This is a genomic window from Kribbella sp. NPDC051718 (genome assembly GCF_040681515.1).
Taxonomy (GTDB): Bacteria; Actinomycetota; Actinomycetes; order Propionibacteriales; family Kribbellaceae; genus Kribbella.
Map to the genome: position 1 here is coordinate 650,070 of NZ_JBFAYZ010000002.1, position 22,547 is coordinate 672,616.

The window sequence follows — 22,547 nt, forward strand, 5'->3', positions numbered from 1 at the left end:
TCGCGAGCTTGCGTGCTCCTGAAAGTTTTCTACTAGACCACTAACTACGCCCGACATTACTGTCCGGCACCCCAGGTCGCCAGTAATCATCCTCGCAGGAAGGACATAACTTTGGCGACAACAGAGCGCACAGAGTGTGACGGCGGTTAGAGTGAGGGATGGCGCTCCGCCGCCTGGTGTGCCGGGAAGTCTGGTCGGCGATCGGTCCGACGACGCCCGAACGCTGAGTTGAATTTAAGGGGAGCCCCCCGTGCGGCTGCTGCAGAAACGACGAGCCTTCCCGCGGATCCTCGGGTCCGAACGCGCCTTCCTCGCGGACACGTTGCGCGCCGAGACGACCGGCGGCCTGGTGCTCGTCGCGGCGGCGGTGATCGCACTCGTCTGGGCGAACTCGCCCTGGCAGGACGGCTACCACCACCTGCGGGACGCGCAGCTCGGTCCGTTGACGGTCGAGCAGTGGGCCACCGACGGCGCGCTGACGTTGTTCTTCTACCTGGCCGGCGTCGAGCTCAAGCGCGAACTCGTGGTCGGCACGCTGTCGAAGATCAGCGAGGCGGTCGTACCGGTGGTCGCGGCGTTCTGCGGGATGGCGGTACCGGCGATCATCTACGCGGCGATCAACCTGACCGTTGCCGACGGCAAGCCACACGGCTGGGCGGTGCCGACCGCAACGGACATCGCGTTCGCGCTGGCCGTGCTGGCGATCGTCGGCCGGTCGTTGCCGAGCGCGCTGCGCGCGTTCCTGCTCACCCTCGCGGTGGTCGACGACTTCGGCGCGATCCTGGTGATCGCCGCCTTCTTCTCGCACGGGATCAACCTGCTCTACCTGCTCGCGGCGCTCGTCCTGATCGCGGCGTTCTACTTCCTCCAACGCCGCCGGGTCCGTACGCCGTTGCTGTACGTGCCGATCGTCCTGGCGGCCTGGTGGTTCATGCACGAGTCCGGTATCCACGCCACGATCGCCGGCGTCGCGCTCGGCCTGGTCACTCGCGTTCTGCCCGACGCCGACGAGGAGCGGTCCCCGGCCGAGCGGCTCGAGCACCGGCTGCGGCCGTGGTCGGCGGGCGTCGCAGTACCGGTGTTCGCGCTGTTCGCCGCGGGCGTCACGCTCAGCGGTGACGCGTTGCGTGCGATGCTGACGGATCCGGTCGCGATCGGGGTGGTCGCCGGGTTGATGGCCGGCAAGATCATCGGCGTCTTCGGCGGCTCCTGGCTGACCGCGCGCTTCACCCGGGCCGAGCTGAACTCCGACCTTGCCTGGCGCGACGTGGGCGCGGTCTCGGTACTGGCCGGGATCGGCTTCACCGTCGCGCTGCTGATCGCCCAGCTCGCCTTCGGCGACGACCTCGCCCAGATCGAACGCGCCAAGGCCGCCGTCCTGGTCGCCTCGCTGTTGTCCGCCCTGATCGCCGCAGCACTGCTGTTCCGCCGCAACCGCGCGTATGCCGAGGAATAGCACGGGGGTACCAGCTAGTGTCTTGGTCTAGGACCAGTGTGGAAGGAGCGCCCATGTCGATGGGGCAGACCGAGGATGAGCCCACTGTCGGGCAGCTCGTCGCCAATGCCAGCAAGGATCTGTCCAGCCTGGTGCGCAGCGAGCTCGAGCTCGCCAAGACCGAGCTGAAGTCGACCGCGGTCAAGGCCGGCACCGGCGCGGGCCTGTTCGGCGCCGCCGGCTTCCTGGCGTTGCTGGCGATCATCCTGCTGTCCATCGCCGCGGCGTACGGCGTCAACGCGCTCGGCCTGCACCCGGCGCTGGCCTTCCTGATCGTTGCCGTGCTCTACCTGTTGATCGCGGCCGCGCTGGTACTGGTCGGCAAGCGGCTGCTCGGCAAGGCGAAGGGCCCGCAGCGCGCGATCGAAACCTCGAAGGAGTCCGTCGAGGCCCTCAAGTCGATCGGCAAGGGCGACTGAGTCCCGCTGGGGTATCTGACTTACTCGTCGACGGGCCGTGGTCGCATTCGCTGGTGGCGGCCAACGGGGCGAGGTTCCACGTGGCGGAGTGTGGCGCGGCGGACGATCCCTTGGTGCTCTTCCTGCACGGCTTCCCCGAGTTCTGGTGGGCCTGGCGGCATCAGCTGCCGGTAGTCGCCGCAGCGGGGTACAGGGCGGTTGCGATGGACCTGCGCGGCTATGGGGCCAGCGACAAGACTCCGCGAGGGTATGACCCGTTCACCGTCTCGGCCGACGTGTCAGGCGTCATCAGGTCGCTGGGGGCGACCGATGCGGTGGTGGTCGGGCACGGGTGGGGTGGGTTCGTCGCGTGGTCGGCCGCGGTACTGGCGTCTAAGCAGGTTCGAGCACTGGCGGCGGTGTCGGCTCCACACCCGCTGCAGCTGATGCGGTCGGGGCAGTTGCGGTCGGTGGCGCAGGTGGGCTGGTTCCAGCTGCCGATCCTGCCGGAGCGACGGTTGCTCGCCCACGACGGCATCCACATCGAGCAACTCCTCCGCGCCTGGTCTGCCCCCGGTGGCACCTTCCCCGACGCCGAGGCGTCGCGTCGCTACCGGGCCGCGCTCCAGGTCTGGCCCGCACCGCACTGCGCTCTCGAGTACCACCGCTGGTTCGTACGCTCGCGCCTACGGTCCGACGGACGCCGGTACTCCGCCCGCATGCGCACGCCGGTCGCCATCCCGGTCCTGCAAGTCCACGGCGCCCTTGACGGCGCAGTCAACCCAGCCAGCTCGACCACACCCCCAGAACTACTCGCTGGGCCACTCCAATACGAAGTACTGACCACCGCCGGCCACTTCCCACACGAGGAGACACCGACCCTCTTCAACGAGCTCCTACTGGAGTGGCTGCAGTCCCTATGACACAGCGACGGGCCCAACCGTCCCCGCGACCGCCCACCTATCGCCACTCTCACCGGCCCCGCTGTACTGGGTAGCGTCAGGCACCAGACGGTAGGTCAACCACTGCGCATCCATGCACCCACGCCAGATGCTCATCCCGATGGTGGCGGACGAGCGACTCTTGTTGAAGACCACCGGTCCCAGCGTGACGTATGGCGTCCCGTCCGCCTTGTCGCAGACGTCCGGGCCGGTCGGCCGGCTGTCCACCCATTCGATCGGAACTCCAGCGGACCTCGCGATGGCGGCCTGCTCCTGCTTGCTCAACGGAGTGCCCTTACCTGCCGCCTCCGTCGGAGAGCTCGCCTGGGAGTACGACGCATTGAGCACCTTGACGACCGGCCATCCCCCGTCCGGCCGCTCCCACTTGGCCAGCTCCGCGACCGCAACACCGGCAAGCACCCCAGTGTCAGGTTGGTAGTTCTTGGCCTGCGCCTCGAGCGTCGGCCCCGTCTTTCCCGGGGACGGGCTCTGGGCAACCGGCTGAGCGTCTGGCCCACTCTTCAGACCTGTGGCCACGGCGACGCCGGCCACGAGCACGAGGACGGCTGCTGCAGCTAGCAGGGCAGGGGCTTTGCGGCGTGCCGGTGTACTGGTTGCTTCGGGCAACTGGTCGATGAGGGATTCTTTGTCGGCGAAGGTTTCGCGGAGGAGTTGGCCGACCTCTTCGTCCGTGAGCTTGGGCATTTCAGTGGTCCTTGTCGGAGGTCGGGAGGTTGGCGCGGAGGGTGGCCAGGCCGCGGGAGGCGTTGGAGCGGACGGTGACGGGCGAGCAGCCGAGGATGGCCGCGATCTCGGTGTCCGGGAGGTCTTCGTAGAACCGGAGGACGAGTACTGCGCGTTGCTGGCGCGGGAGGTCCGCAAGGAGGCGCCAGGCGGCGTCTCGCTGGGCGTGCCGGGCGCTGATGTCCTCGCCGGCCGGGGTTTCGGGGAGGTCGGCCAGCGGCAGTTCTTGGTTCTTGAGGCGTCGACGCCAGCTCAGGAACTCGTTGACGACCATCTTGCTCAGGTACGCGTCAGGCTTGTCGAGGACGCTGATCCGGTCCCAGCGGTGATGGGCTCGCGCCAGTACGGTCTGGACGAGGTCTTCGGCGCTGTGCACTCCACCGGACAGCATCAGGGCAAGGCGCAGCAAGCGCCGCTCGCTCGACATCACCAACTCGTCGAACGAGAGCCGCTCGGTGTCCCCGCCCGTGATCGTCACACCCTTCCAACGCCGTGGGTGACCCGATCTGTTGCAGGATCAGGTGCAGCTGTGCGTGGAGACTTCCTGAGTCGCCTTGGCCCCGGCCGCAGCGTCCTCCGAGACCTGTTCAGCCGTCAGCACATACCCGGTGCGGTTGTCCTCCACCGAGGCCGCGAAGACTACGCCGTACACGGTGCCCTTCGAGGAGAGCAGTGGGCCGCCGGAGTTGCCCGGGCGGACCTGGGCCCAGATCGAGAAGGCCTTGCGGGTGACCGTCTTGTCGCCGTAGATGTCCGGCCCGCGCAGCCGCTCCTCGGAACGGATCCTGGCCGGCTCGGAATCGAACGGCCCGTTCTCCGGGTAGCCGAGCACGACCGCGGTCGCGTCGGCCTTGCCGTCGTTGTCGAAGACGAGCGGCTTGGCGTTGAGGTCAGGGACGTAGAGGACGGCGATGTCCACGCTCGAGTCGAACAGCACCACCTTGGCGTCGTACGACTTGCCGTTGACCTCGACCTTCGGGGAACTGACGCCGGCCACCACGTGCGCGTTGGTCATCACCCGCTGCGGGGCGTAGACGAAACCGCTGCCCTCGAGGCCGCGCGAGCAGTTCGCGACACCGGTCACCTTGGCGATCCGGCTGTACGCCAGCCGCACGGTCGGGTTGCGCGCGATCGCGCCGTCCGGCGGCTGCGTCTCGCGGATCCGCTCCGGCACGAACGGGTCGAGGAAGCGCGGGAACAGATCGGTGTTCACCACGTCGTTGAACGCCTGCAGCGCGCGGTCGGCGCCACCCGGCAACGCCTCGTCGACCTTGGCGAGCACCTGCGAGCCACGCACCGCGGACGTCACGCTCGGGATCCGGGCGCCGCTGACGGCCACCCCGAGCACCCAGGAGACGACCAGCACCGACGCGGCGGCCAGTACTGCGCCGCCCAGCGCGTCGACGGCCTTGACCGGCTTCCAGGAGATCTTGTTGCGCAACCTGGAGCCGAGCAGCGCTCCGACGGTCCGCCCGATCGACGCCAGCAGCACGACCAGTACGAGCGCCGCGAAGGACACCTCGACGCTGGGCGAGAAGTTGTCCAGCACCCGCGGTACGCCGTACACGCCGACCGCCGCGCCCGCCAGCAGCCCGAGCGTGGCGCAGGCGCCGAGGACGAAGCCCTCGACGTAACCCGAGATCGCCACCAGCACCGTCACCACCAGCAGCGCGATATCGAGACCGCTCACTCCACACCCTCCGGACGCCCCAGGTCGTGCTCGATGGCTGTCAGCCGTCGAACGTCCTCCGGCCGCCGCCCCTCACTCCGCCAGGCCGCCTCGACCAGTCGGTCGGGCAACGGTACGACGTTGCCGGGGTCCCAGTCGCGCGCCCAGCCGCCGAGCTTGAGTAACTTGTCGAGCAGACCGGCCGTGAAACCCCAGATGAAGAGGTCACCGATCGTAAAGGCCGGGCCGGTGAAACCGGACGGATGCAGGCAGCTGACGCGGTTGGCGGGGTCGGCCAGCGCCGCGAGCGCCACCCGGTGCACCGAGGCGACCTCGGCCGGATCGACCACGGCCACGGGCGAGGGCTCCCGCCACCAACCGACCACCGGCGAGACGGCGAAGTTGCTCACCGGCACCCAGAGTGACGGCCAGACGGCGAACACGTCGATCCCGCTCGGGTCGAGCCCGGTCTCCTCCTCGGCCTCGCGCAGCGCGGTCCGGATCAGTCCCTCGACGCCGTCGCCGTCCTCAGGGTCGATCCGGCCGCCAGGGAAGGACATCTGGCCGGCATGGCTGCGCAACGTCCAGGCACGCTCGGTCAGCAAGACGTCGGGGCCGTCGTCATCGTTGCCGTCGGCAAGCAGGATCAGTACTGCCGAACCGCGCACGCCCGGGTCGTCCTCGGGCGGCAGGAACCGCGACAGCTCCTTGGGGTCGACCGCTTTGGATGCCGACAGCAACGGCTGCAGGAACTCGGGCAGCTCCACGTCGTACGTCGTACTGGTCCTCACCAGGTCACTCCCAGTTTCTCGCGTACCAGCTGATCCAGCTCCTGCTGCGACGTGAACGGCGCGCGGTGCACGTAGACGACCGCACCTTTCGCATCGACGAAGGCGGTCAACGGCGGCCCGCCGATCTTGAGTCCTTGCTGGACCTGCTTGTCGCGGTCGGCGACATGCGGGTAGTCCCACTGCTGGTCGACGGCGAACTTCACCGCCAGGTCCGGCCGGGTGTCGATGTAGTCGATGCCGATCAGCTTGACCTTGTCGCCCGCCTTGACGTGCAGCTCGGCCAGGTACGGCGCTTCCTTGCGGCACGGGCCGCACCACTGCGCCCACACGTTGACAAGCAGCGGGCCGCGCAGGTCGGACAGCCGGATGTCGGGGCCGTCGCCGAGGCAGGGCAGGCTGACGTCCGGCAGTGCGTTGGCCACCGGGGGGCGCGATTCGACGCTCGGGCAGGGCACCAGTTGGCCGGCTGCTTGCGGTTTGCCGTCAGCCGGTGGGGTTGCCGCTTTTTGGTCGCCGCACGCAGCCAACAGCAACCCGCACGCCACCAGCACGCCGATCAGCGCGGCGTGGCGGAACGTAGTACGGGGGCTGGATGGCTTGGTCACGCTGGGATCTTCACCAGTTTCGCGGCCAGGTCGGGGTCGGTCGGGCCGGCGCCGAAGGAGGGGCACCACTGCGCGATCGGACAGGCACCGCAGGCCGGCTTCTTGGCGTGGCAGCGGCGGCGGCCGTGGAAGATCAGCCGGTGTGACAGCATCGTCCAGTCCTTCTTCGGGAACAGTTCGCCGATGATGTGCTCGACCTTGACCGGGTCCTCCTCGGTGGTCCAGCCGAACCGGCGGACCAGCCGGCCGAAGTGCGTGTCGACGGTGATCCCGGGGATGCCGAACGCGTTGCCCAGCACGACGTTCGCCGTCTTGCGGCCGGTACCGGGGAGCTTGACCAGCTCTTCCAGCTTGTTCGGCACGACGCCGTCGTAGTCGTCGACGAGCGCCTGGCCGAGCTTGAGCAGGCTGTTCGTCTTGGCCCGGAAGAAGCCGGTCGGCTTGAGGATCGCCTCCATCTCCTCGCGATCGGCCTCGGCGTACGCGATCGCGTCCGGGTACTTCGCGAACAGCGTCGGGGTCACCTTGTTGACGGTGACGTCGGTGGTCTGGGCCGACAGGATGGTGGCGACCAGCAACTCCAGCGGAGTCGTGAAGTCGAGCTCACAATGCGCGTCCGGATAGGTCTCGGTCAGCACCTTGTGCATCTTGCGCGCCCGCCGGACCAGCTGAGTCGACGTCTCGTCGGTGAAAACAGGCGCCTTCCGCGGCAGCTTGAGCGGGGATTCCACAGAGGCCAGGGCCTCGACACGCTGGATCGGCATGCAGGCCAGCCTACGTCCGCCCACCTACAAGATTTCCGTCACGTACTCCTGACCTGGGTGCGGGCCCATTCGGCCCACTCCTGTTGCATCGCGGTGAAGCGTTGGCCGTATTCCAGGGCGATGCGGCCGTAGACGGAGAGGTCCTCGTCGTCCCATTCGATCGCGGCGTCGAGCGCCTTGAGGTTGGCGTGCAGCTCGGCGGCGTGGACGGCCTGGCTGTCCAGGTAGTCACGAGCCTGCTGGGGGGTGAGGACGCCCAGGAAGAAGACGCGGAGCAGGACGTCGCTGCGGGTGGTGCGCTGCGGCTCGGTCTCGATGAGCCAGCGGCGGAGCTCGGCCAGGCCGGTGTCGGTGAGCGTGTACTCCTTGCGGCCGCGCGGGCCCTGCTCCGAGACGACGATCAGGCCGTTGTCGGCGAGCTTGGTCAGCTCGCCGTAGATCTGGCTCTGGGTCGCGGGCCAGACGTTGGCCAGCGAGGTGTCGAAGGCCTTCAGCAGGTCGTAGCCGCTGGCGGGGTGGTCGACCAGCAGTCCGAGCAGGGCATGTCGCAGGCTCATGTCCCCACTCTACCTTCCACTCTTGACATGTCGATAACTGACCTTCTACTTTTGACATGTCAGATTCGGAAGCTCGTCGATCAGGGAGTACCGCTCATGTCCTACCTCCGGACCTTCGCCCCGTGGATCGTCTACGCGCTCATCCCGTCGGCCCACTGGAACTGGGCCGCGTTGATCGCGCTGGTCCTCTCCGTCGGGCTGATCGCCCAGCAGACCCGGGCCGGCCGCACGCCGGACGCCTTGATCATCGAGATCGGCTCGGCGGTCTTCTTCGCCGTCATCACGGTCGTGGCCTTCACCAACCCGGACAGCGGGCTGCACCCGTACGCCGCGGCGCTGTCGTCCGGCACGCTCGCCCTCATCGCCGGGATCTCGTTGGCCATCCGCAAGCCCTTCACATTGGGTATCGCCAAGCAGACGACGCCCCGGGAGTACTGGGGTCAGCCGCTGTTCGTGCGCGTCAACGTGATCATCACGGCCGTGTGGACCGGGTGCTTCGCCGTGACCGGTTTATGCCTTCTGGCTCTGGCGCATTCCGGGTCGATGGGGCGGACCGTCGTACAGGTCGCGGGGTTCGTCGTACCGATGGTCTTCACCCTTCGCTACGTCGCCCACATCCAGGCCAAGGCCGCTCAGCTCCGGGCCTCGTGATGACGACCGCACCCGCCCCGCACCTGGCCGGCAACTACGCCCCGGTCGAGCGGGAACTCACGGCATATGACCTGCCGGTGACCGGCCAGATCCCGCCCGCACTCACCGGCTGGTACCTCCGCAACGGACCGAATCCACATGATGCGGCCTCGGGTCACTGGTTCTTCGGCGACGGCATGATCCACGGCGTACGACTCGAGGCCGGCCGTGCGGTGTCGTACCGCAACCGCTGGGTCCGTACCTCGACCTTCACCGACGGCGCCACGGTCAACGACGCCGAAGGAAACCTGGATCTGACGGCGGGGGTCGCCAACACGCATGTGGTCCGGCACGCCGGGCGCACGCTGGCGCTGGTCGAGTCCTCCTACCCCTACGAACTCACTTGCGACCTGGAGACGGTCGGGCCTTATGACTTCGATGGCCGGCTCCGGACCGCGATGACCGCGCATCCGAAGACCTGCCCGACCACGGGTGAGCTGCATTTCTTCGGCTACAGCCTGCGGGCGCCGTACCTGACCTATCACCGCGCCGACGCGACCGGCGAGCTGGTGATCAGCCGTCCGATCGACGTTCCGGCGGCGACGATGAACCACGACTTCCACCTGTCGGCCGGTCACGTGATCTTCATGGACCTGCCCGTGGTCTTCGATCTGGACACCGCGCGGTCGGGTGCCGGGATGCCGTTCCGCTGGAACGAGGGGTACGGCGCGCGGCTCGGCGTACTGCGGCGCGACGACCCGCACGGCGCTGTGCGCTGGTTCTCGATCGACCCCTGCTATGTCTTCCACACGCTCAACGCTCACGACCAGGTCGGACCGGACGGGCACGAGCAGATCGTTCTCCATGTCATGCGCTATCCCGAGTTGTTCGGCGGCCAGAACCACGATGCGACGCTGTGGCGCTGGACCATCGACCTGACGACCGGCGTGGTCCGAGAGGAGCAGCTCCACGACCGGGCGGCCGAGTTCCCCCGGATCGACGATCGCCTTGCTGGGTAGGACTCCCGGCATGGGCACGCGACTGTCGCGCATCCGAGCGGACAGAGCGCTTTGCTCCGGTACGACCTGCGGGACGGCGGGGTCAGCTCGCACGAGTTCGGGCCGGGGCGTACTCCTGGGGAGGCGGCCTTCGTACCGGCTGACGGCCGTCCCGGGGGCGACGGGTGGCTGATGACGTACGTCCACGACGCGGCCACCGACACCAGCGACCTCGTCATCATCGACGCAACCGACCTGGCCGCACCACCGGTGGCGACCGTTCACCTGCCGGTTCGGGTCCCGTACGGTTTCCACGGCAACTGGCTCGCTGATCAATCCTCGACCAACGGGAGACTTCCCACTCATGTCTGATGATCAAGGCGGGCCCGCTCCGCGCGTGCTCGCGGATGACGCTTTGTCGGCGTTGCTCGGTGAGCAGCAGTTCGGCGTACTGGCGACCAACACGCGCAGCGGGCACCCGCATCTGACGACGATGCTCTACAACTGGGACCCGGCCGCCCGGATCGTGCGGTTCTCCACCACGGCCGATCGGGTCAAGGTGAAGCAGTTGCGAAACGATCCGCGGGCGGCGCTGCACGTCTCGGCGGCAGACCACTGGTCCTTCGCGGTGGCCGAAGGGGTGGCTGAGATCTCGGACGTCACCACCGTGGCGGGAGACGCGACCGGGCAGGAGCTGCTGGGCATGCTGCCGGCGGACGTACAGGGTGACCTCGGGCAGGCGTTCTTCGACCAGCTGGTGGCCGAGCGGAGGGTCGTCATCAGGCTGAAGGTCAGCCGCCTCTACGGCACCGCTCTGGACGTCAGTGGATAGGACCGCTCAGGGCCGCCAGAACGGTGTTCCGGCGAGTCCCGGCGGGCCTACGTGGCGGTGGGTGGACAGGAGGAGCTACGGTTTTGGGGCGACCGGGTGCGATCCGCCTGGCGCCGAGCGGGCTCAAGGCCTGCTCGTAAGTCGCAGTTCAGGTCCGAGGAGGCCCATTCGTGGACGCCGCAGTGCTCCGACAGGCACCGCTGTTCAGCCAGCTGGACGACGAGGCAGCCGACGCGCTCACCGCGTCGATGACCGAGAGCCGGCTGCGCCGTGGCCAGGTGCTGTTCCACGAAGGCGACTCCGGCGACCGGCTGTTCGTCGTCGTCGAGGGCAAGGTCAAGCTCGGCCGGACGTCGGCCGACGGCCGGGAGAACCTGCTGGCCGTGCTCGGCCCGGGTCAGATGTTCGGCGAGCTGTCGCTGTTCGACCCCGGACCGCGCCAGTCGACCGTCACCGCGGTCACCGACGCGTCGCTGATGGCGCTGACCCACGACGAGCTGCTCCGCTGGCTGGCCGGCCGGCCCGAGGTGGCCCGCGGCCTGCTGCTGCAGCTGGCCTCTCGCCTCCGCAAGGTTTCGGACGTCGTGGCAGACCTGGTGTTCTCCGACGTCCCCGGCCGCGTGGCCAAGGCCCTGCTCGACCTGGCCAGCCGCTTCGGCCGTACCGCCGACGACGGTGTCCACGTCCACCACGACCTCACCCAGGAGGAGCTCGCCCAGCTGGTCGGCGCCTCCCGCGAAACCGTCAACAAGGCCCTCGCCGACTTCGCCTCCCGCGGCTGGGTCCGCCTCGAACCCCGCTCGGTAGTCCTCCTCGACATCGAACGCCTCCAACGCCGCGCCCGCTGACCTACTCACCCGCTGACCCTGCTCACCCGCTGACATCTGAGGGGTTAACCCCTCAGATGGTGGGTTGCACCACCGGAATCTCGGGAGGCAACCCACCAACTCGGGGATCAACTCCTCAGGCGGCGCGGCGGGCGAAGGCGCGTCGGACACGCGTGGCGACGTCGGTCGGCCACTTGAGGTCTGCCCAGACAATCCGAACCACCTCGAGACCGAGCGCCCGCAGACGATCCTCGCGAAGCTTCTCGCGGATCAGCGTCTCCCGATCACCCGCCGCGTACTTCACCAAGCCGTCGAACTCGACGACAGTGCCCTGCTCGGGGAAGTAGAAGTCGACCCGGCCGATGAAGCCGTCGGCGTCACCGAATTCCACCTGGAGTAGCGGCTCCGGGAGACCCTGCTGGTGAAAGAGAACCCGCAACCTCGACTCCCCGACCGACTCCGAGCGTTTGTCGGCGAACGCGAGAGCCGCCTTCGCGGTAGCACTTCCCGGCCAGAACTCGATCCTGGCAAGCATGGCCGCCGGCTCGATCGGATGATCCCGAAGGACCGCGTCCGCGCTCACTACGCCAGCCTCGAAGGACGTCGTACAGGCCATCTCGACGAGCGCTCGCGCCACGGTCGCCACGGTCAGCCCGTCGATCTGGGTAAGCTCGCTAGGCGCAAACCGACCCCGGTGATGACGCACACCAGCAACCGGTCCGCCACGACGTCCATCCAGCCGACTGACCTGTACTTCGGTTAGGTCCACTCCCCACAGCGGTACTTCATGGAAGGTCAAAGCCGTCTGGTGGCTGAGGGCAATCGCTCCGGGTGCGATCGAGTTCGCCACCGCGAAGGCCAACCGTCGATGCAGCCAGGTTTCCCTCTCCCACGGGGTCAGGCTCAGCTCCACCTTTTCGGCGTACTGCCCGTAGCGGACCTTCTCCCAGCGACCGTCAGCCAGACGCTCCCGCAACTGCTCATTGGTATAGCCGGAACTGAGTGCCTGAGCGCGACTGAAAACGCCGCCGTGTTCGACGGCGATCAGCTTCAGCAGAGGATTCATCACCCCAGGATCCCCATTCCCCGTCCCCGCCGCTGGGCCTCCACCTTCCCCTGTGGACAACCCTCTTCAAGGGCTAACCCTGCAACTGGTGGGTTGCCCCCTGAGATTCCGGCAGGGCAACCCACCGGTTGAGGGGTTAACCCCTGAAATGCCGAGGATTGGGGTGCGCTGTGAGTGGGTTAGAACTCTCGGTACTGGAGGTACTTGCCGTTCAGGGTGATGACTACCCGGTCGCCCTCGGGGTCGGGGACGCGGTTGAGTCCGACCTCGAAGTCGATGGCGCTCATGATGCCGTCACCGAACTCCTCGCGGATCAGGTCGTTGATGGCGGTGCCGTAGACCTGCACGATCTCGGTGAGCCGGTAGACGGCCGGCTCGGTGGTGTCGACCACGTGCGCGCCGCGGACGGGTGGGAGTTGCAGGGCTTCGATCACCTCGGCGTCGAGGGTCAGGAGCTTGCCGACCTGCTCTGCCAGTTCCTGGCTGACCGGGTGCTGGCCGAGGAGGGCTGCGGTGAGCCAGACCTTGCCGCGGCCGGTCTCGCGGGCCAGTTCGACCCATCGAGTGGCGTGTATACAGTAGACCAGCGGTTAGGCGTTCAGGTAGTCCAGTTGGGCTCGGACTGAGCGTTCGCCGGCGGGCCAGAGGATGGGGTCTACGTCGGCATAGACGTGCTGGACGATCGCTTCGGCGGTTGTGTAGCCGTCGGCAACTGCCGTGCGGACCTGGTCGAGGCGTTCCTGGCGGTGCTTGAGGTAGTGGGTCAGTACTGCGCCCGGGTCGGTGATGACCGGGCCATGGCCGGGTAGGAGGCGCTCGACGCCGGCTGGGGAGTTGGCGAAGGCGCGGAGGCTCTCGAGCGACTCCAGGTACGGGCCGAGGGCTCCATCCGGGTGGGCGACTACCGACGTACCGCGGCCGAGCACTGTGTCGCCGGTGAGGAGCGAGCCGTCCTGTGGGAGCCAGAAGCAGACCGAGTCCATCGTGTGGCCGGGAGTCGGCAGTACTTCGATCCGCAGGTCGCCTGAGGTGATCACGTCGCCCTCGTTGAGCCCGTGCGCGTGGTCGGTCGGGATGCGGAACGCAGGGTCGACCGAACGCACGGGGGCGTTGGCCTGCGAAGCGAACCACGCGGCACCCTCCGAGTGGTCGAAGTGCCCGTGCGTGAGCAGCACCGCCGAGACAGTGCACCCGTACTCCGCGACTGCGTCGAGCACTGCGCGCAGGTGTTGCTCCAGCATCGGTCCCGGGTCGACCACCACGGCAGTGTCGGCGTCTGGGGCCCGGAGGATCCAGGTGTTGGTGCCCTCCAGGGTCATCGGACCCGGGTTCGCCGCGAGTACCCGGGATGCGTAGGCGGTGACCTGCTCGGCTGTCATGTCGTCGTCTCCAGGTAGGCCTGGTCGTTCTCTACCCGTACCGTCGGCAGGATCGGGCGGATCTCTCGGTCGGTCGACGCGGTCAGTACGTCGGCCACGGCGGCGTACGGGATCAGGTCACGGCAGCAGAGGTAGGTGGGCGGGAGCATGAGCATCTCCCCGGCCTCCACTGCGCGTACTGCCTCGGCAGGGGGCATCCAGGCAACCTGGTCGGACTCGCTGGTCACGTCGCGGGTGACCTGGCCGGCCGGGAGCGCGGCGACGAAGAAGCGGGTGTCGTAGCGTCGGGGCTCGAACTCGGGGGTGATCCAGTGCGCCCAGACGCCGAGCAGGTCGGCGCGGAGTACCAGGCCTCGCCTGTGCAGGAAGTCGGCGAACCCGAGCTCCCGCGACTCCAGTGCGACCCGGTCGGCCTCCCAGTCGTCCCCGCTGGTGTCGCTGACCACGGACTCAGCATCTGGCCCGGCCAGCAGCACCCCGGACTCCTCGAAGGTCTCCCTGACCGCAGCCGCCACATAAGCCGCAGCATCCTCCGCCGAACACCCCATCCGCCCCCCGAACCACTCCGGAGAGGGCCCCGACCACGAGTCCGCGATAGACGAGTCGGTCGCATCGACGCGCCCACCGGGAAAGACGGTCATCCCTGCCGCAAACGCCATCGACTGCTGCCGACGGAGCAGATAGACCTCAGGTCCGGCCGCAGTGTCCCGTGTGAGGATGACAGTCGAGGCCGGCCGGGCCTCGACCGGTGTGCGGCGCTCTCGCAGGTACGAGAGCGCCTCAGCTGCCATCCGGCCGGACATGAGGTGTGACTTCAGATTCCGGACCATTGGAAGACCGGCTGTCAGCCGACCTCGACGATGAGTTCTACCTCTACCGGGGCGTCCAGGGGGAGGACGGGGACGCCTACGGCGGAGCGGGCGTGTTGGCCGGATTCGCCGAAGACCTGGCCGAAGAGTTCGGAGGCTCCGTTGGCGACCTGGGGCTGGCCGGTGAAATCGGGGGTGGAGGCGATGAAGGCGACCGCCTTGACGATCCGCTTGATGTTCGCCAGGTCGCCGATCTCCGCCTTGACCGCGGCCAGCGCGTTCAGTGCGCACTGCTGGGCGCACTCGGCGGCAACCTCGGCAGTGACCTCGGCGCCGACCTTGCCGGTGGCGATCAGGCTGCCCTCGCGCAGCGGCAGCTGGCCGGACGTATAGACCAGATTGCCGGTCCGCACCGCAGGTACGTAGGCGGCGACCGGCTTGGCGACCTCGGGCAGCTTCAGGCCGAGCTCGGCCAGCTTCTCCTCGGGGTGGCTCATGACTGGGTGATCTCCCGCTTCAGGTAGGCGACCAGGTTCTCCGGGTTGAGGCCGGGGACGACCTGGACCAGCTCCCAGCCGTCCTGCCCCCAGTTGTCCAGGATCTCCTTGGTCGCGTGGACCAGGAGCGGCACGGTGGCGTACTCGAACTTCTTCATGGGAGGGACTCTAACGGGCGTCAACGCGAGCGTGCTGTGGCCCACGACCTAGTCTGGGGATCATGGCGAGGCTGCATGTGGTCACGGGCAAAGGCGGGACCGGCAAGACGACGGTCGCCGCCGCCATGGCGCTCGCCCTCGCCGATCAGGGCAAGCGGATCCTGCTGGTCGAGGTGGAGGGCCGCCAGGGACTCGCGCAGCTCTTCGACGTACCACCGCTCCCGTACGTCGAACGCCGGATCGCCGTCGGCCCGGCCGGGGGCGAGGTCTACGCGCTCGCAGTGGACGCCGAGGCGGCCCTGCTCGAGTACTTGGACATGTACTACCACCTCGGCCGCGCCGGGAAGGCACTCGACAAGGTGGGCGCCGTCGACTTCGTCACCACCATCGCGCCGGGCCTCCGCGACGTACTGCTCACCGGCAAGGTCTACGAGGCGACCAGGCGGAAGGCCCACGGACGGCTCGCGTACGACGCCGTAGTACTGGATGCGCCCCCGACCGGCCGGGTCGGGCGCTTCCTCAACGTGAACCACGAGGTCGCCGGGCTCGCCAAGGTCGGCCCGATCCGCAACCAGGCGGACGCCATCATGGGCATGCTCCGCTCGGACGTCACCCGGATCCACCTGGTCACCCTGCTCGAGGAGATGCCGGTCCAGGAGACCCTGGACGCGGTCGAGCAACTCGAATCGCTGGACCTCAAGGTCGGGTCGATCGTCGTCAACATGGTCCGGCACAGCCCGCTCGACGACGACGCGCTCGCCCTTGCGGTGAAGGAGAAACTGCCCGCCGCCGAGCTCACCCGCGGACTCAAGGCGGCCGGCATCCCCGTCACCAAGGAGCTCACGACCGCACTCGCGCAGGAGGCCCACGACCACGCCGTCCGGGTCGGGCTGGAGCGCGAGAACCGCGACCGGATAGATGCCCTGGGCAAGAAAGTGACGGAGCTCGCCTTGCTGCCGGACGGGATCGACCACGGCGCTCTCTTCGACCTGGCTGAGGAGTTGCGTTCATGACGGCCCTGGATCTGGATGCCCTGATCGACGACCCGGGCACGCGCATCATCGTGACCTGCGGCTCCGGCGGCGTGGGCAAGACGACGACGGCTGCTGCCCTGGGCCTGCGCGCCGCCGAGCGCGGGCGGAAGGTCGTCGTACTGACGATCGACCCGGCCCGGCGTCTGGCTCAGTCCCTCGGGCTGACCGAGCTGGACAACACGCCCCGGGCCGTCGCCGAGGTCGACCCCGCGAACGGCGGCCGGCTCGACGCGATGATGCTTGACATGAAGCGCACGTTCGACGAGGTGGTGCTCTCGCACGCGACGCCCGAGAAGGCCGACCAGATCCTCGCGAACCCCTTCTACGTGGCGCTTTCGTCGTCCTTCGCGGGCACCCAGGAATACATGGCGATGGAGAAGCTCGGGCAGCTGTACAAGCAGTCCGAGCGGACCGGCGAGTGGGACCTGATCGTCGTGGACACGCCACCGTCGCGGTCGGCACTCGACTTCCTGGACGCGCCCGAGCGGTTGGCCTCGCTCCTGGAGGGACGGTTCCTGCGACTGCTGCTCGCGCCGGCTCGCGGCCCGTTCAAGTTGATGTCGGCCGGGGTCAACCTGGCCATGTCGGTGATGAACAAGGTGCTCGGCGCGCAGGTGCTTACCGACGTACAGACCTTCGCTGCCGCCTTCGACACCCTCTTCGGCGGGTTCCGGGAGCGGGCCGCCAAGACCGTCGCGCTGCTCCGCGAGCCGCACACGGCGTTCCTGGTGGTGGCCGCTCCGCAGAACGATGCGCTGCGCGAGGCGTCGTACTTCACCGAGCGGCTCCGCGAGGAGAACATGCCACTCGCCGGGGTCGTCCTCAACCGGGTGACGACCACCCACGTACCGGGCGTTTCGGCCGAGCAGGCGCTGGCGGCTGCCGAGCGGCTCGAGGCTGACGACAAGTCGGCGCTGACGGCCGCCGTCCTGCGCTTGCACGCCGACCGCATGCAGCAGGTGGTCAGCGACCGCAAACGCGCCGAGCGGTTCCGGCGCGGCCACCGGTCGATCGCGACCATCGACGTACCGGCACTGCCCGACGACGTGCACGATCTGGCCGGTCTGCGCGCGATCGGTGACCTGCTGACCGCCTGAAGTCACCTTTTTCACCCTCAGCGAACGCCCGGAAGGCCCGGGAATGACCTGGTGGGGACGATGGTTGAGCCTGTCAGACTCAATCTTCAACAGAGGGTGTGACAGCGTGACTGAGACGTTGAATCTTCCTGTACTGCCGCTCGACGACGTCGTGGTCCTGCCGGGAATGGTCGTGCCGGTCCGGTTGGCCGACACGGAGGCACGCGCCGCCATCGATGCCGCACAGGCTTCCGGCACGGACCAGGTACTCCTGGTGCCGCGACTGGACGGAAAATATGCCAAGGCCGGGACGCTCGGTGAGATCGAGCAGATCGGCAGGTTGCCGGGCGGAGCCCAGGCAGCCGTCATCCGGGGTGTCTCCCGGGTCCTGATCGGCGCGGGGACCACTGGTCCCGGTGCGGCCCTGTGGGTCGGCGCGACGGTTCTGGACGAGATCACCGACGCCAAGTCGGGCGAGCTCGCCCGCGACTACAAGGCCCTGGTGACGACCGTGCTGGAGCGCCGCGAGGCGTGGCAGGTCATCAACTCGGTGAAGCAGGTGACCAGCCCGGCGGAGCTGTCCGACCTGGCCGGCTACGCCTCGTACCTGACCAACGAGCAGAAGAGCTGGCTGCTGGAGACGGCTGACGTCTCCGAGCGGCTGACCAAGCTGATCGGCTGGGTCAAGGACCACCTGGCCGAGCTCGAGGTCTCCGAGACGATCCAGAAGGACGTCCAGGAGGGCATGGAGAAGCAGCAGCGGGAGTTCCTGCTGCGCCAGCAGCTGGCCGCGGTCCGGAAGGAACTGGCCGAGCTGGACGGCAAGGCCGAGTCCGAGGAAGAGGACTACCGCGCCCGCGTCGAGGCCGCCGATCTGCCGGAGCACGTCCGCAAGGCCGCGCTCGCCGAGGTCGACAAGCTGGAGCGTACGGCCGAGCAGTCCCCCGAGGTCGGCTGGATCCGGACCTGGCTGGACACCGTGCTCGAGCTGCCGTGGAACGAGCGGACCGAGGACGGCTATGACATCCGTGAGGCCAGGGCGATCCTGGACGCGGACCACGCGGGCCTGGACGACGTCAAGGAGCGCATCACCGAGTACCTGGCCGTACGCCGCCGCAGGGCGGACCGCGGGCTGGGAGTGGTCGGTGGACGCCGCAGTGGCGCAGTACTGGCTCTAGTGGGTCCTCCTGGTGTGGGTAAGACCTCGCTGGGCGAGTCCGTGGCCCGTGCGATGGGCCGTAAGTTCGTCCGGGTCGCACTGGGCGGCGTACGGGACGAGGCTGAGATCCGCGGTCACCGCCGGACGTACGTCGGGGCACTGCCCGGGCGGATCGTCAGGGCGATCACCGAGGCGGGTTCGATGAACCCCGTCGTACTGCTGGACGAGATCGACAAGGTAGGCGCGGACTACCGGGGCGACCCGACCGCTGCTCTGCTCGAGGTGCTGGACCCGGCACAGAACCACACCTTCCGGGACCACTACCTGGAGGTCGAGCTGGACCTGTCCGACGTGGTCTTCCTGGCCACGGCGAACGTGCTCGACTCGATCCCGGCACCGCTGCTCGACCGGATGGAGCTCGTCCAGCTGGACGGCTACACCGAGGACGAGAAGGTCACCATCGCCCGCGACCACCTGCTCCCGCGTCAGCTGGACCGGGCCGGTCTGTCGGTCGAGGAGGTCGCCATCGACGACTCGGCGCTGCGGTTGCTGGCCGGCGAGTACACCAGCGAGGCCGGCGTACGGCAGCTCGAGCGCGCCATTGCCCGAGTACTGCGCAAGGTCACGGCCAAGCTCGCCCTGGGCGAGGAACTGGGTTCGCTGACCATCGGTGCTGCTGACCTCAAGGGCTACCTGGGGTCGCCGAAGTTCACGCCGGACTCGGCGGAGCGCACTGCGCTGCCGGGTGTGGCCACTGGACTGGCAGTGACGGGTGCTGGTGGTGACGTGCTCTTCATCGAGGCGTCGCTGGCGGACAAGGAGACCGGCCCGACCGGGGTCACGTTGACGGGGCAGCTCGGCGATGTGATGAAGGAGTCGGCGCAGATCGCGTTGTCCTACCTGCGGTCGCACGGTGCGGAGCTGGGGCTACCGGTCGGCGATCTGGCCGAGCGGAACACCCACATCCACGTGCCGGCTGGTGCGGTACCGAAGGACGGCCCGTCGGCCGGTGTCACGATGACCACGGCGCTCGCGTCGCTGTTGTCGGGACGGCCGGTACGGTCCGAGGTCGCGATGACCGGTGAGGTGTCGCTGACCGGCCGGGTACTCCCGATCGGTGGCGTGAAGCAGAAGCTGCTCGCCGCCCACCGGGCCGGACTGACCACGATCCTGATCCCGAAGCGCAACGAGCCGGATCTGGAGGACGTGCCGGAGTCGGTGCTCAAGGAGCTGACGGTGCACCCCGTGAGCGATGTCCGCGAGGTACTGGAACTGGCCCTGGAGCCGGCCCAGGTGGACGCGCGGCAGTTCGCCGCCTGAGGTAGGTAATGACCAGCCGGCGAGACCTGTGAAGGGTCTCGCCGGCTGTTTCACGTCTTGCTACAGACGCTTGAAATCACGCTCCGGTTGACGTGACATAAAACACATTCGAGGAATTGGCGTGGCGCTCTGATCCCGTAGGCTCTAGTCCATGCGCGTAAGGGATAAGGACGATCGGGGCGTCGTCCAGTCAGTGGTTCTGTTCCTCGGGGTGAGTGTTCTGTCGGGTGCTCTGGCGGCCGGTCTGGCGATCCCGTTCGCGGGTCTGGCCGGCTTCGGCACCGAGAAGACGGCGGAGACCCTGCAGGACCTGCCACAGGAACTGAAGACCGTCCCGGTCTCGCGCAAGACGACGATCCTCACCGCCGACGGGAAACTGATCGCGACCCTGTACGAGCAGAACCGCGAGCCGGTGACGCTCAAGCAGATCAACCCGATCATGCTGAAGGCGATCGTCGCGATCGAGGACGACCGGTTCTTCGAGCACGGCGCCCTCGACGCCAAGGGCACCTTGCGCGCGCTGATCCGCAACCAGAACAGTGGCGGCGTCCAGCAGGGTGGTTCGAGCATCACCCAGCAGTTCGTCAAGCTGAGCCTGGTGGAGAAGGCGAACGCGAGCGGTGACGAGCAGGCGATCAAAGACGCCACGGCCGACACCTACGAGCGGAAGATCGCGGAACTGCGCTACGCGATCGCGGTCGAGAAGCAGTTCTCCAAGAACGAGATCCTTGAGAAGTATCTGAACCTGGCCAACTTCGGTGACGGCGCGTACGGCGTCGAGGCGGCGGCCATGCACTACTTCCGGGTGCACGCGTCCAGGCTGACGCTGCCGCAGGCAGCGATGCTGGCCGGGCTGGTGAAGAACCCCACCGGTTACGACCCGACGAACAACCCGGCGAAGGCCAAGGAACGCCGCGATGTCGTACTGCGCCGGATGCAGGAGCTCGGCGTCATCACCGCCGCGCAGTCCAGCGCCGCGATCAAGACGCCGGTCCTCCATGGCCCGGTGCTGAAGGTCCCGAACGGCTGCGCCAACTCGCCCTACCCGTTCTTCTGCGAGTACATCGTCTCGAAGCTGCTCGACAACCCCGCCTTCGGCAAGACCGACAAGGCCCGCGAGCACTACATCAAGACCGCCGGTATCACCGTCGTCACCTCACTCGACAGCCGGATCCAGGCGGCCGCGCAGAACTCGATCGACAAGCACAGCAAGCCCACCGACGACGCGATCGCGGCCGTCACCATGGTGGAGCCGGGGACCGGCCTGGTGAAGGCGATGGTGCAGAGCGTGCCGTACGGCGACGGCAAGAACCACACGACGGCGTACAACTACAACGTCGAGAAGTCCTATCAGGGTGGGTACGGCGGGTTCCAGAACGGTTCGACGATGAAGGCGTTCACGATCGCCGCGGCGATCCAGGCAGGATTCCCACTGACGTACCGGATCCCCTCGCCGAGCCCGCTCCCGCTCGGTGGAGTGAAGTTCAAGACCTGCACGGGGACGACGAAGGTCGACGACTACAACCCGAAGAACTCGACCAAGGCCGCACCCGAACCGACCATGATCCAGGCGGCCCAGGCGTCGACCAACACCTACTTCCTGCAACTGTCCCAGCAGGTCGGCCTCTGCCCGATCGCAACCCTCGCGCAGAACCTGGGCCTCACTGACGCGCAGACCGGGCAACCGATGGAGCAGTACGTCTCCTACACGCTCGGCGTCGGCTACACGACGCCCTTGGCGCTCTCCAACGCCTACGCCGCTTTCGCCGCCCGGGGCAAGTACTGCACGCCGCAGCTGATCACCTCGGTGAAGAACTACAACGGCCGCTCGCTCAACACGCCGGGTCCGAGCTGCAAGCAGGTGCTCAAGCCCGAGGTCGCGGACGGCGTCAACGAGGTGCTGCACCAGGTGATGGAGCCACCGGGCACGGGGCAGCACCTGAAGTTCGGCCGGAGTGACCTGGCCGGCAAGACCGGAACGATCCAGGACAACAAGGCCGTCTGGTTCTCCGGCTACTCCAACAAGCTCGCGGCCGCCGCGGTGGTCGCGGACGCGACCCCGAAGTACGAGAACCTGATCAACCAGACTCTCAACGGCAAGACGATGCACGACGCCTCTGGTTCGGGAACCGCCGGTCCGATCTGGGAGACCGCCATGCAAGGCGCCCTGAAGGGCATGCCGACCACAAAGTTCACCGCTCCGACGGACAAGACCCGCCGTGGCAACGTCGTCGACCTGCCGTACGTGAACGGGATGAACCCGGACGAGGCCGCGAACAAGCTGCGCGGGATGGGTTTCGAAGCCAGGATCGCTCCGGGCCAGGTCGACTCCGAAGAGGTCCAGGGCACCGTCGCCTACCTGAGCCCCCGCAGCGAGGACGGCGCCCCCGAAGGCGCCACGGTGACGATCTTCGTCTCCAACGGCAGCAAGATCCAGCAGCCCAACCCGCCGAACCCGCCGAACTCTCCCGGCATCCCGCAGCCGCCGAACCCACCCAACACCGGCAAGCCCGGTGGCGGCGGCAAGCCCGGCGGTGGCGGCTGTCCGGTCTGGAATCCGAACTGCGGCGGCCGCTGAGTCCGGCCGCCTCAGCCGGACACGGTCACAACGTGGTGATCTTGCAGCCGACGTCGCGAACGTTGGAACCGTAGGCGCAGAAACGCTCCCACGCGTAGGACTGGGAGATCATTTTCGTCTGTCGCTCGTTGATGACCCTGTTGCTGGTGTAGACGATCTGCGTGACGGCCTGCCCGTCGTCGCCGTACGTACCGCCGGCGATGTAGCCATAGGCTCCATC

Annotated in this window: 23 protein-coding genes and 1 pseudogene; 11 read left to right on the forward strand and 13 right to left on the reverse strand. The window is 67.9% G+C overall.

Translation table 11 applies throughout. The annotated features are described in order from the left end of the window. Positions 1-250 precede the first annotated feature (250 nt). From nhaA to AB0M15_RS09680, 3 genes are read left to right on the forward strand one after another with little or no spacing between them, the layout of a single operon-like run. Positions 251-1,456: a Na+/H+ antiporter NhaA gene (nhaA, locus tag AB0M15_RS09670; protein ID WP_363815804.1), complete on the forward strand. Its 1,206-nt coding sequence runs from the start codon at positions 251-253 to the stop codon at positions 1,454-1,456. A 53-nt stretch (positions 1,457-1,509) separates the two neighbouring features. Next, positions 1,510-1,914: a phage holin family protein gene (locus AB0M15_RS09675; RefSeq protein ID WP_363815806.1), complete on the forward strand. Its 405-nt coding sequence runs from the start codon at positions 1,510-1,512 to the stop codon at positions 1,912-1,914. A gap of 53 nt (positions 1,915-1,967) precedes the next feature. Beyond that, positions 1,968-2,816, forward strand: coding sequence for an alpha/beta hydrolase (locus tag AB0M15_RS09680; RefSeq protein ID WP_363815808.1), 849 nt, complete (start codon positions 1,968-1,970; stop codon positions 2,814-2,816). Here the strand turns inward: AB0M15_RS09680 and AB0M15_RS09685 are convergent. The 7 genes from AB0M15_RS09685 to AB0M15_RS09715 all read right to left on the reverse strand — a co-directional run bounded on the left by AB0M15_RS09685 (position 2,811) and on the right by AB0M15_RS09715 (position 7,964). After that, on the reverse strand, positions 2,811-3,539 hold the full coding sequence (locus AB0M15_RS09685) for a hypothetical protein (protein WP_363815810.1): 729 nt from the start codon (positions 3,537-3,539) through the stop codon (positions 2,811-2,813). The genes AB0M15_RS09680 and AB0M15_RS09685 overlap by 6 nt on opposite strands. Before the next feature lies 1 nt (position 3,540). Beyond that, positions 3,541-4,056, reverse strand: a complete 516-nt coding sequence (locus AB0M15_RS09690; protein ID WP_363815812.1) for a SigE family RNA polymerase sigma factor — start codon at positions 4,054-4,056, stop codon at positions 3,541-3,543. Positions 4,057-4,095: 39 nt separating this feature from the next. Beyond that, positions 4,096-5,268 (reverse strand): MarP family serine protease, encoded by a 1,173-nt coding sequence (locus AB0M15_RS09695; protein ID WP_363815814.1) that lies wholly within the window; start codon positions 5,266-5,268, stop codon positions 4,096-4,098. Continuing rightward, positions 5,265-6,038, reverse strand: a complete 774-nt coding sequence (locus AB0M15_RS09700) for a CoA pyrophosphatase (RefSeq protein ID WP_363815816.1) — start codon at positions 6,036-6,038, stop codon at positions 5,265-5,267. Before AB0M15_RS09700 ends, AB0M15_RS09695 begins: the two co-directional genes overlap by 4 nt. Next, entirely contained in the window at positions 6,035-6,643 is a 609-nt protein-coding gene (locus tag AB0M15_RS09705) for a TlpA disulfide reductase family protein (protein ID WP_363815818.1), read from the reverse strand. Before AB0M15_RS09705 ends, AB0M15_RS09700 begins: the two co-directional genes overlap by 4 nt. After that, positions 6,640-7,290, reverse strand: coding sequence for an endonuclease III (gene nth, locus AB0M15_RS09710; protein WP_363816585.1), 651 nt, complete (start codon positions 7,288-7,290; stop codon positions 6,640-6,642). Before nth ends, AB0M15_RS09705 begins: the two co-directional genes overlap by 4 nt. Before the next feature lie 155 nt (positions 7,291-7,445). After that, positions 7,446-7,964, reverse strand: a complete 519-nt coding sequence (locus AB0M15_RS09715; protein WP_363815820.1) for a PadR family transcriptional regulator — start codon at positions 7,962-7,964, stop codon at positions 7,446-7,448. Between the two features lie 96 nt (positions 7,965-8,060). Here AB0M15_RS09715 and AB0M15_RS09720 point away from each other — a divergent pair, with 96 nt between their 5' ends. From AB0M15_RS09720 to AB0M15_RS09735, 4 genes and pseudogenes are all read left to right on the forward strand, one after another. Continuing rightward, the gene (locus AB0M15_RS09720) at positions 8,061-8,615 is read left to right on the forward strand and encodes a hypothetical protein (protein WP_363815822.1); all 555 of its coding nucleotides are present in this window, start codon (positions 8,061-8,063) and stop codon (positions 8,613-8,615) included. Beyond that, positions 8,615-9,964: pseudogene (locus AB0M15_RS09725) on the forward strand (carotenoid oxygenase family protein). The gene AB0M15_RS09720 and the pseudogene AB0M15_RS09725 overlap by 1 nt, the downstream one beginning before the upstream one ends. Further along, positions 9,957-10,424, forward strand: a complete 468-nt coding sequence (locus AB0M15_RS09730) for a TIGR03618 family F420-dependent PPOX class oxidoreductase (RefSeq protein ID WP_363815824.1) — start codon at positions 9,957-9,959, stop codon at positions 10,422-10,424. Before AB0M15_RS09725 ends, AB0M15_RS09730 begins: the two are co-directional and overlap by 8 nt. 170 nt (positions 10,425-10,594) lie before the next feature. Next, positions 10,595-11,272 carry a Crp/Fnr family transcriptional regulator gene (locus AB0M15_RS09735; RefSeq protein WP_328332586.1) on the forward strand — a complete coding sequence of 226 codons (678 nt, stop codon included), beginning with the start codon at positions 10,595-10,597 and terminating at the stop codon, positions 11,270-11,272. Between the two features lie 115 nt (positions 11,273-11,387). On the opposite strand, the gene AB0M15_RS09740 is transcribed toward AB0M15_RS09735, so the two are convergent. From AB0M15_RS09740 to AB0M15_RS09765, 6 genes are all read right to left on the reverse strand, one after another. Continuing rightward, positions 11,388-12,317 carry a type IV toxin-antitoxin system AbiEi family antitoxin domain-containing protein gene (locus AB0M15_RS09740; RefSeq protein ID WP_363815827.1) on the reverse strand — a complete coding sequence of 310 codons (930 nt, stop codon included), beginning with the start codon at positions 12,315-12,317 and terminating at the stop codon, positions 11,388-11,390. A 179-nt stretch (positions 12,318-12,496) separates the two neighbouring features. Beyond that, positions 12,497-12,904 carry a cyanase gene (cynS, locus tag AB0M15_RS09745; RefSeq protein ID WP_363816587.1) on the reverse strand — a complete coding sequence of 136 codons (408 nt, stop codon included), beginning with the start codon at positions 12,902-12,904 and terminating at the stop codon, positions 12,497-12,499. Positions 12,905-12,907: 3 nt separating this feature from the next. Further along, the gene (locus AB0M15_RS09750) at positions 12,908-13,696 is read right to left on the reverse strand and encodes an MBL fold metallo-hydrolase (protein WP_363815829.1); all 789 of its coding nucleotides are present in this window, start codon (positions 13,694-13,696) and stop codon (positions 12,908-12,910) included. Continuing rightward, a complete protein-coding gene (locus tag AB0M15_RS09755) occupies positions 13,693-14,487 on the reverse strand; it encodes an NUDIX hydrolase (RefSeq protein ID WP_363815831.1) in 795 nt (264 codons plus the stop codon). The genes AB0M15_RS09750 and AB0M15_RS09755 overlap by 4 nt, the downstream gene beginning before the upstream one ends. A gap of 53 nt (positions 14,488-14,540) precedes the next feature. Then, positions 14,541-15,002 (reverse strand): RidA family protein, encoded by a 462-nt coding sequence (locus AB0M15_RS09760; RefSeq protein WP_363815833.1) that lies wholly within the window; start codon positions 15,000-15,002, stop codon positions 14,541-14,543. Further along, positions 14,999-15,160, reverse strand: coding sequence for a DUF4177 domain-containing protein (locus AB0M15_RS09765; protein ID WP_363815835.1), 162 nt, complete (start codon positions 15,158-15,160; stop codon positions 14,999-15,001). The genes AB0M15_RS09760 and AB0M15_RS09765 overlap by 4 nt, the downstream gene beginning before the upstream one ends. A 62-nt stretch (positions 15,161-15,222) precedes the next feature. Here AB0M15_RS09765 and AB0M15_RS09770 point away from each other — a divergent pair, with 62 nt between their 5' ends. From AB0M15_RS09770 to AB0M15_RS09785, 4 genes are all read left to right on the forward strand, one after another. After that, positions 15,223-16,173, forward strand: coding sequence for an ArsA-related P-loop ATPase (locus AB0M15_RS09770; RefSeq protein ID WP_363815837.1), 951 nt, complete (start codon positions 15,223-15,225; stop codon positions 16,171-16,173). After that, positions 16,170-17,291 carry an ArsA family ATPase gene (locus AB0M15_RS09775; protein WP_363815839.1) on the forward strand — a complete coding sequence of 374 codons (1,122 nt, stop codon included), beginning with the start codon at positions 16,170-16,172 and terminating at the stop codon, positions 17,289-17,291. The genes AB0M15_RS09770 and AB0M15_RS09775 overlap by 4 nt, the downstream gene beginning before the upstream one ends. A 106-nt stretch (positions 17,292-17,397) precedes the next feature. Then, positions 17,398-19,749: an endopeptidase La gene (lon, locus tag AB0M15_RS09780; protein WP_363815841.1), complete on the forward strand. Its 2,352-nt coding sequence runs from the start codon at positions 17,398-17,400 to the stop codon at positions 19,747-19,749. A 151-nt stretch (positions 19,750-19,900) separates the two neighbouring features. After that, entirely contained in the window at positions 19,901-22,327 is a 2,427-nt protein-coding gene (locus AB0M15_RS09785; RefSeq protein WP_363815843.1) for a transglycosylase domain-containing protein, read from the forward strand. Positions 22,328-22,547 lie beyond the last annotated feature (220 nt).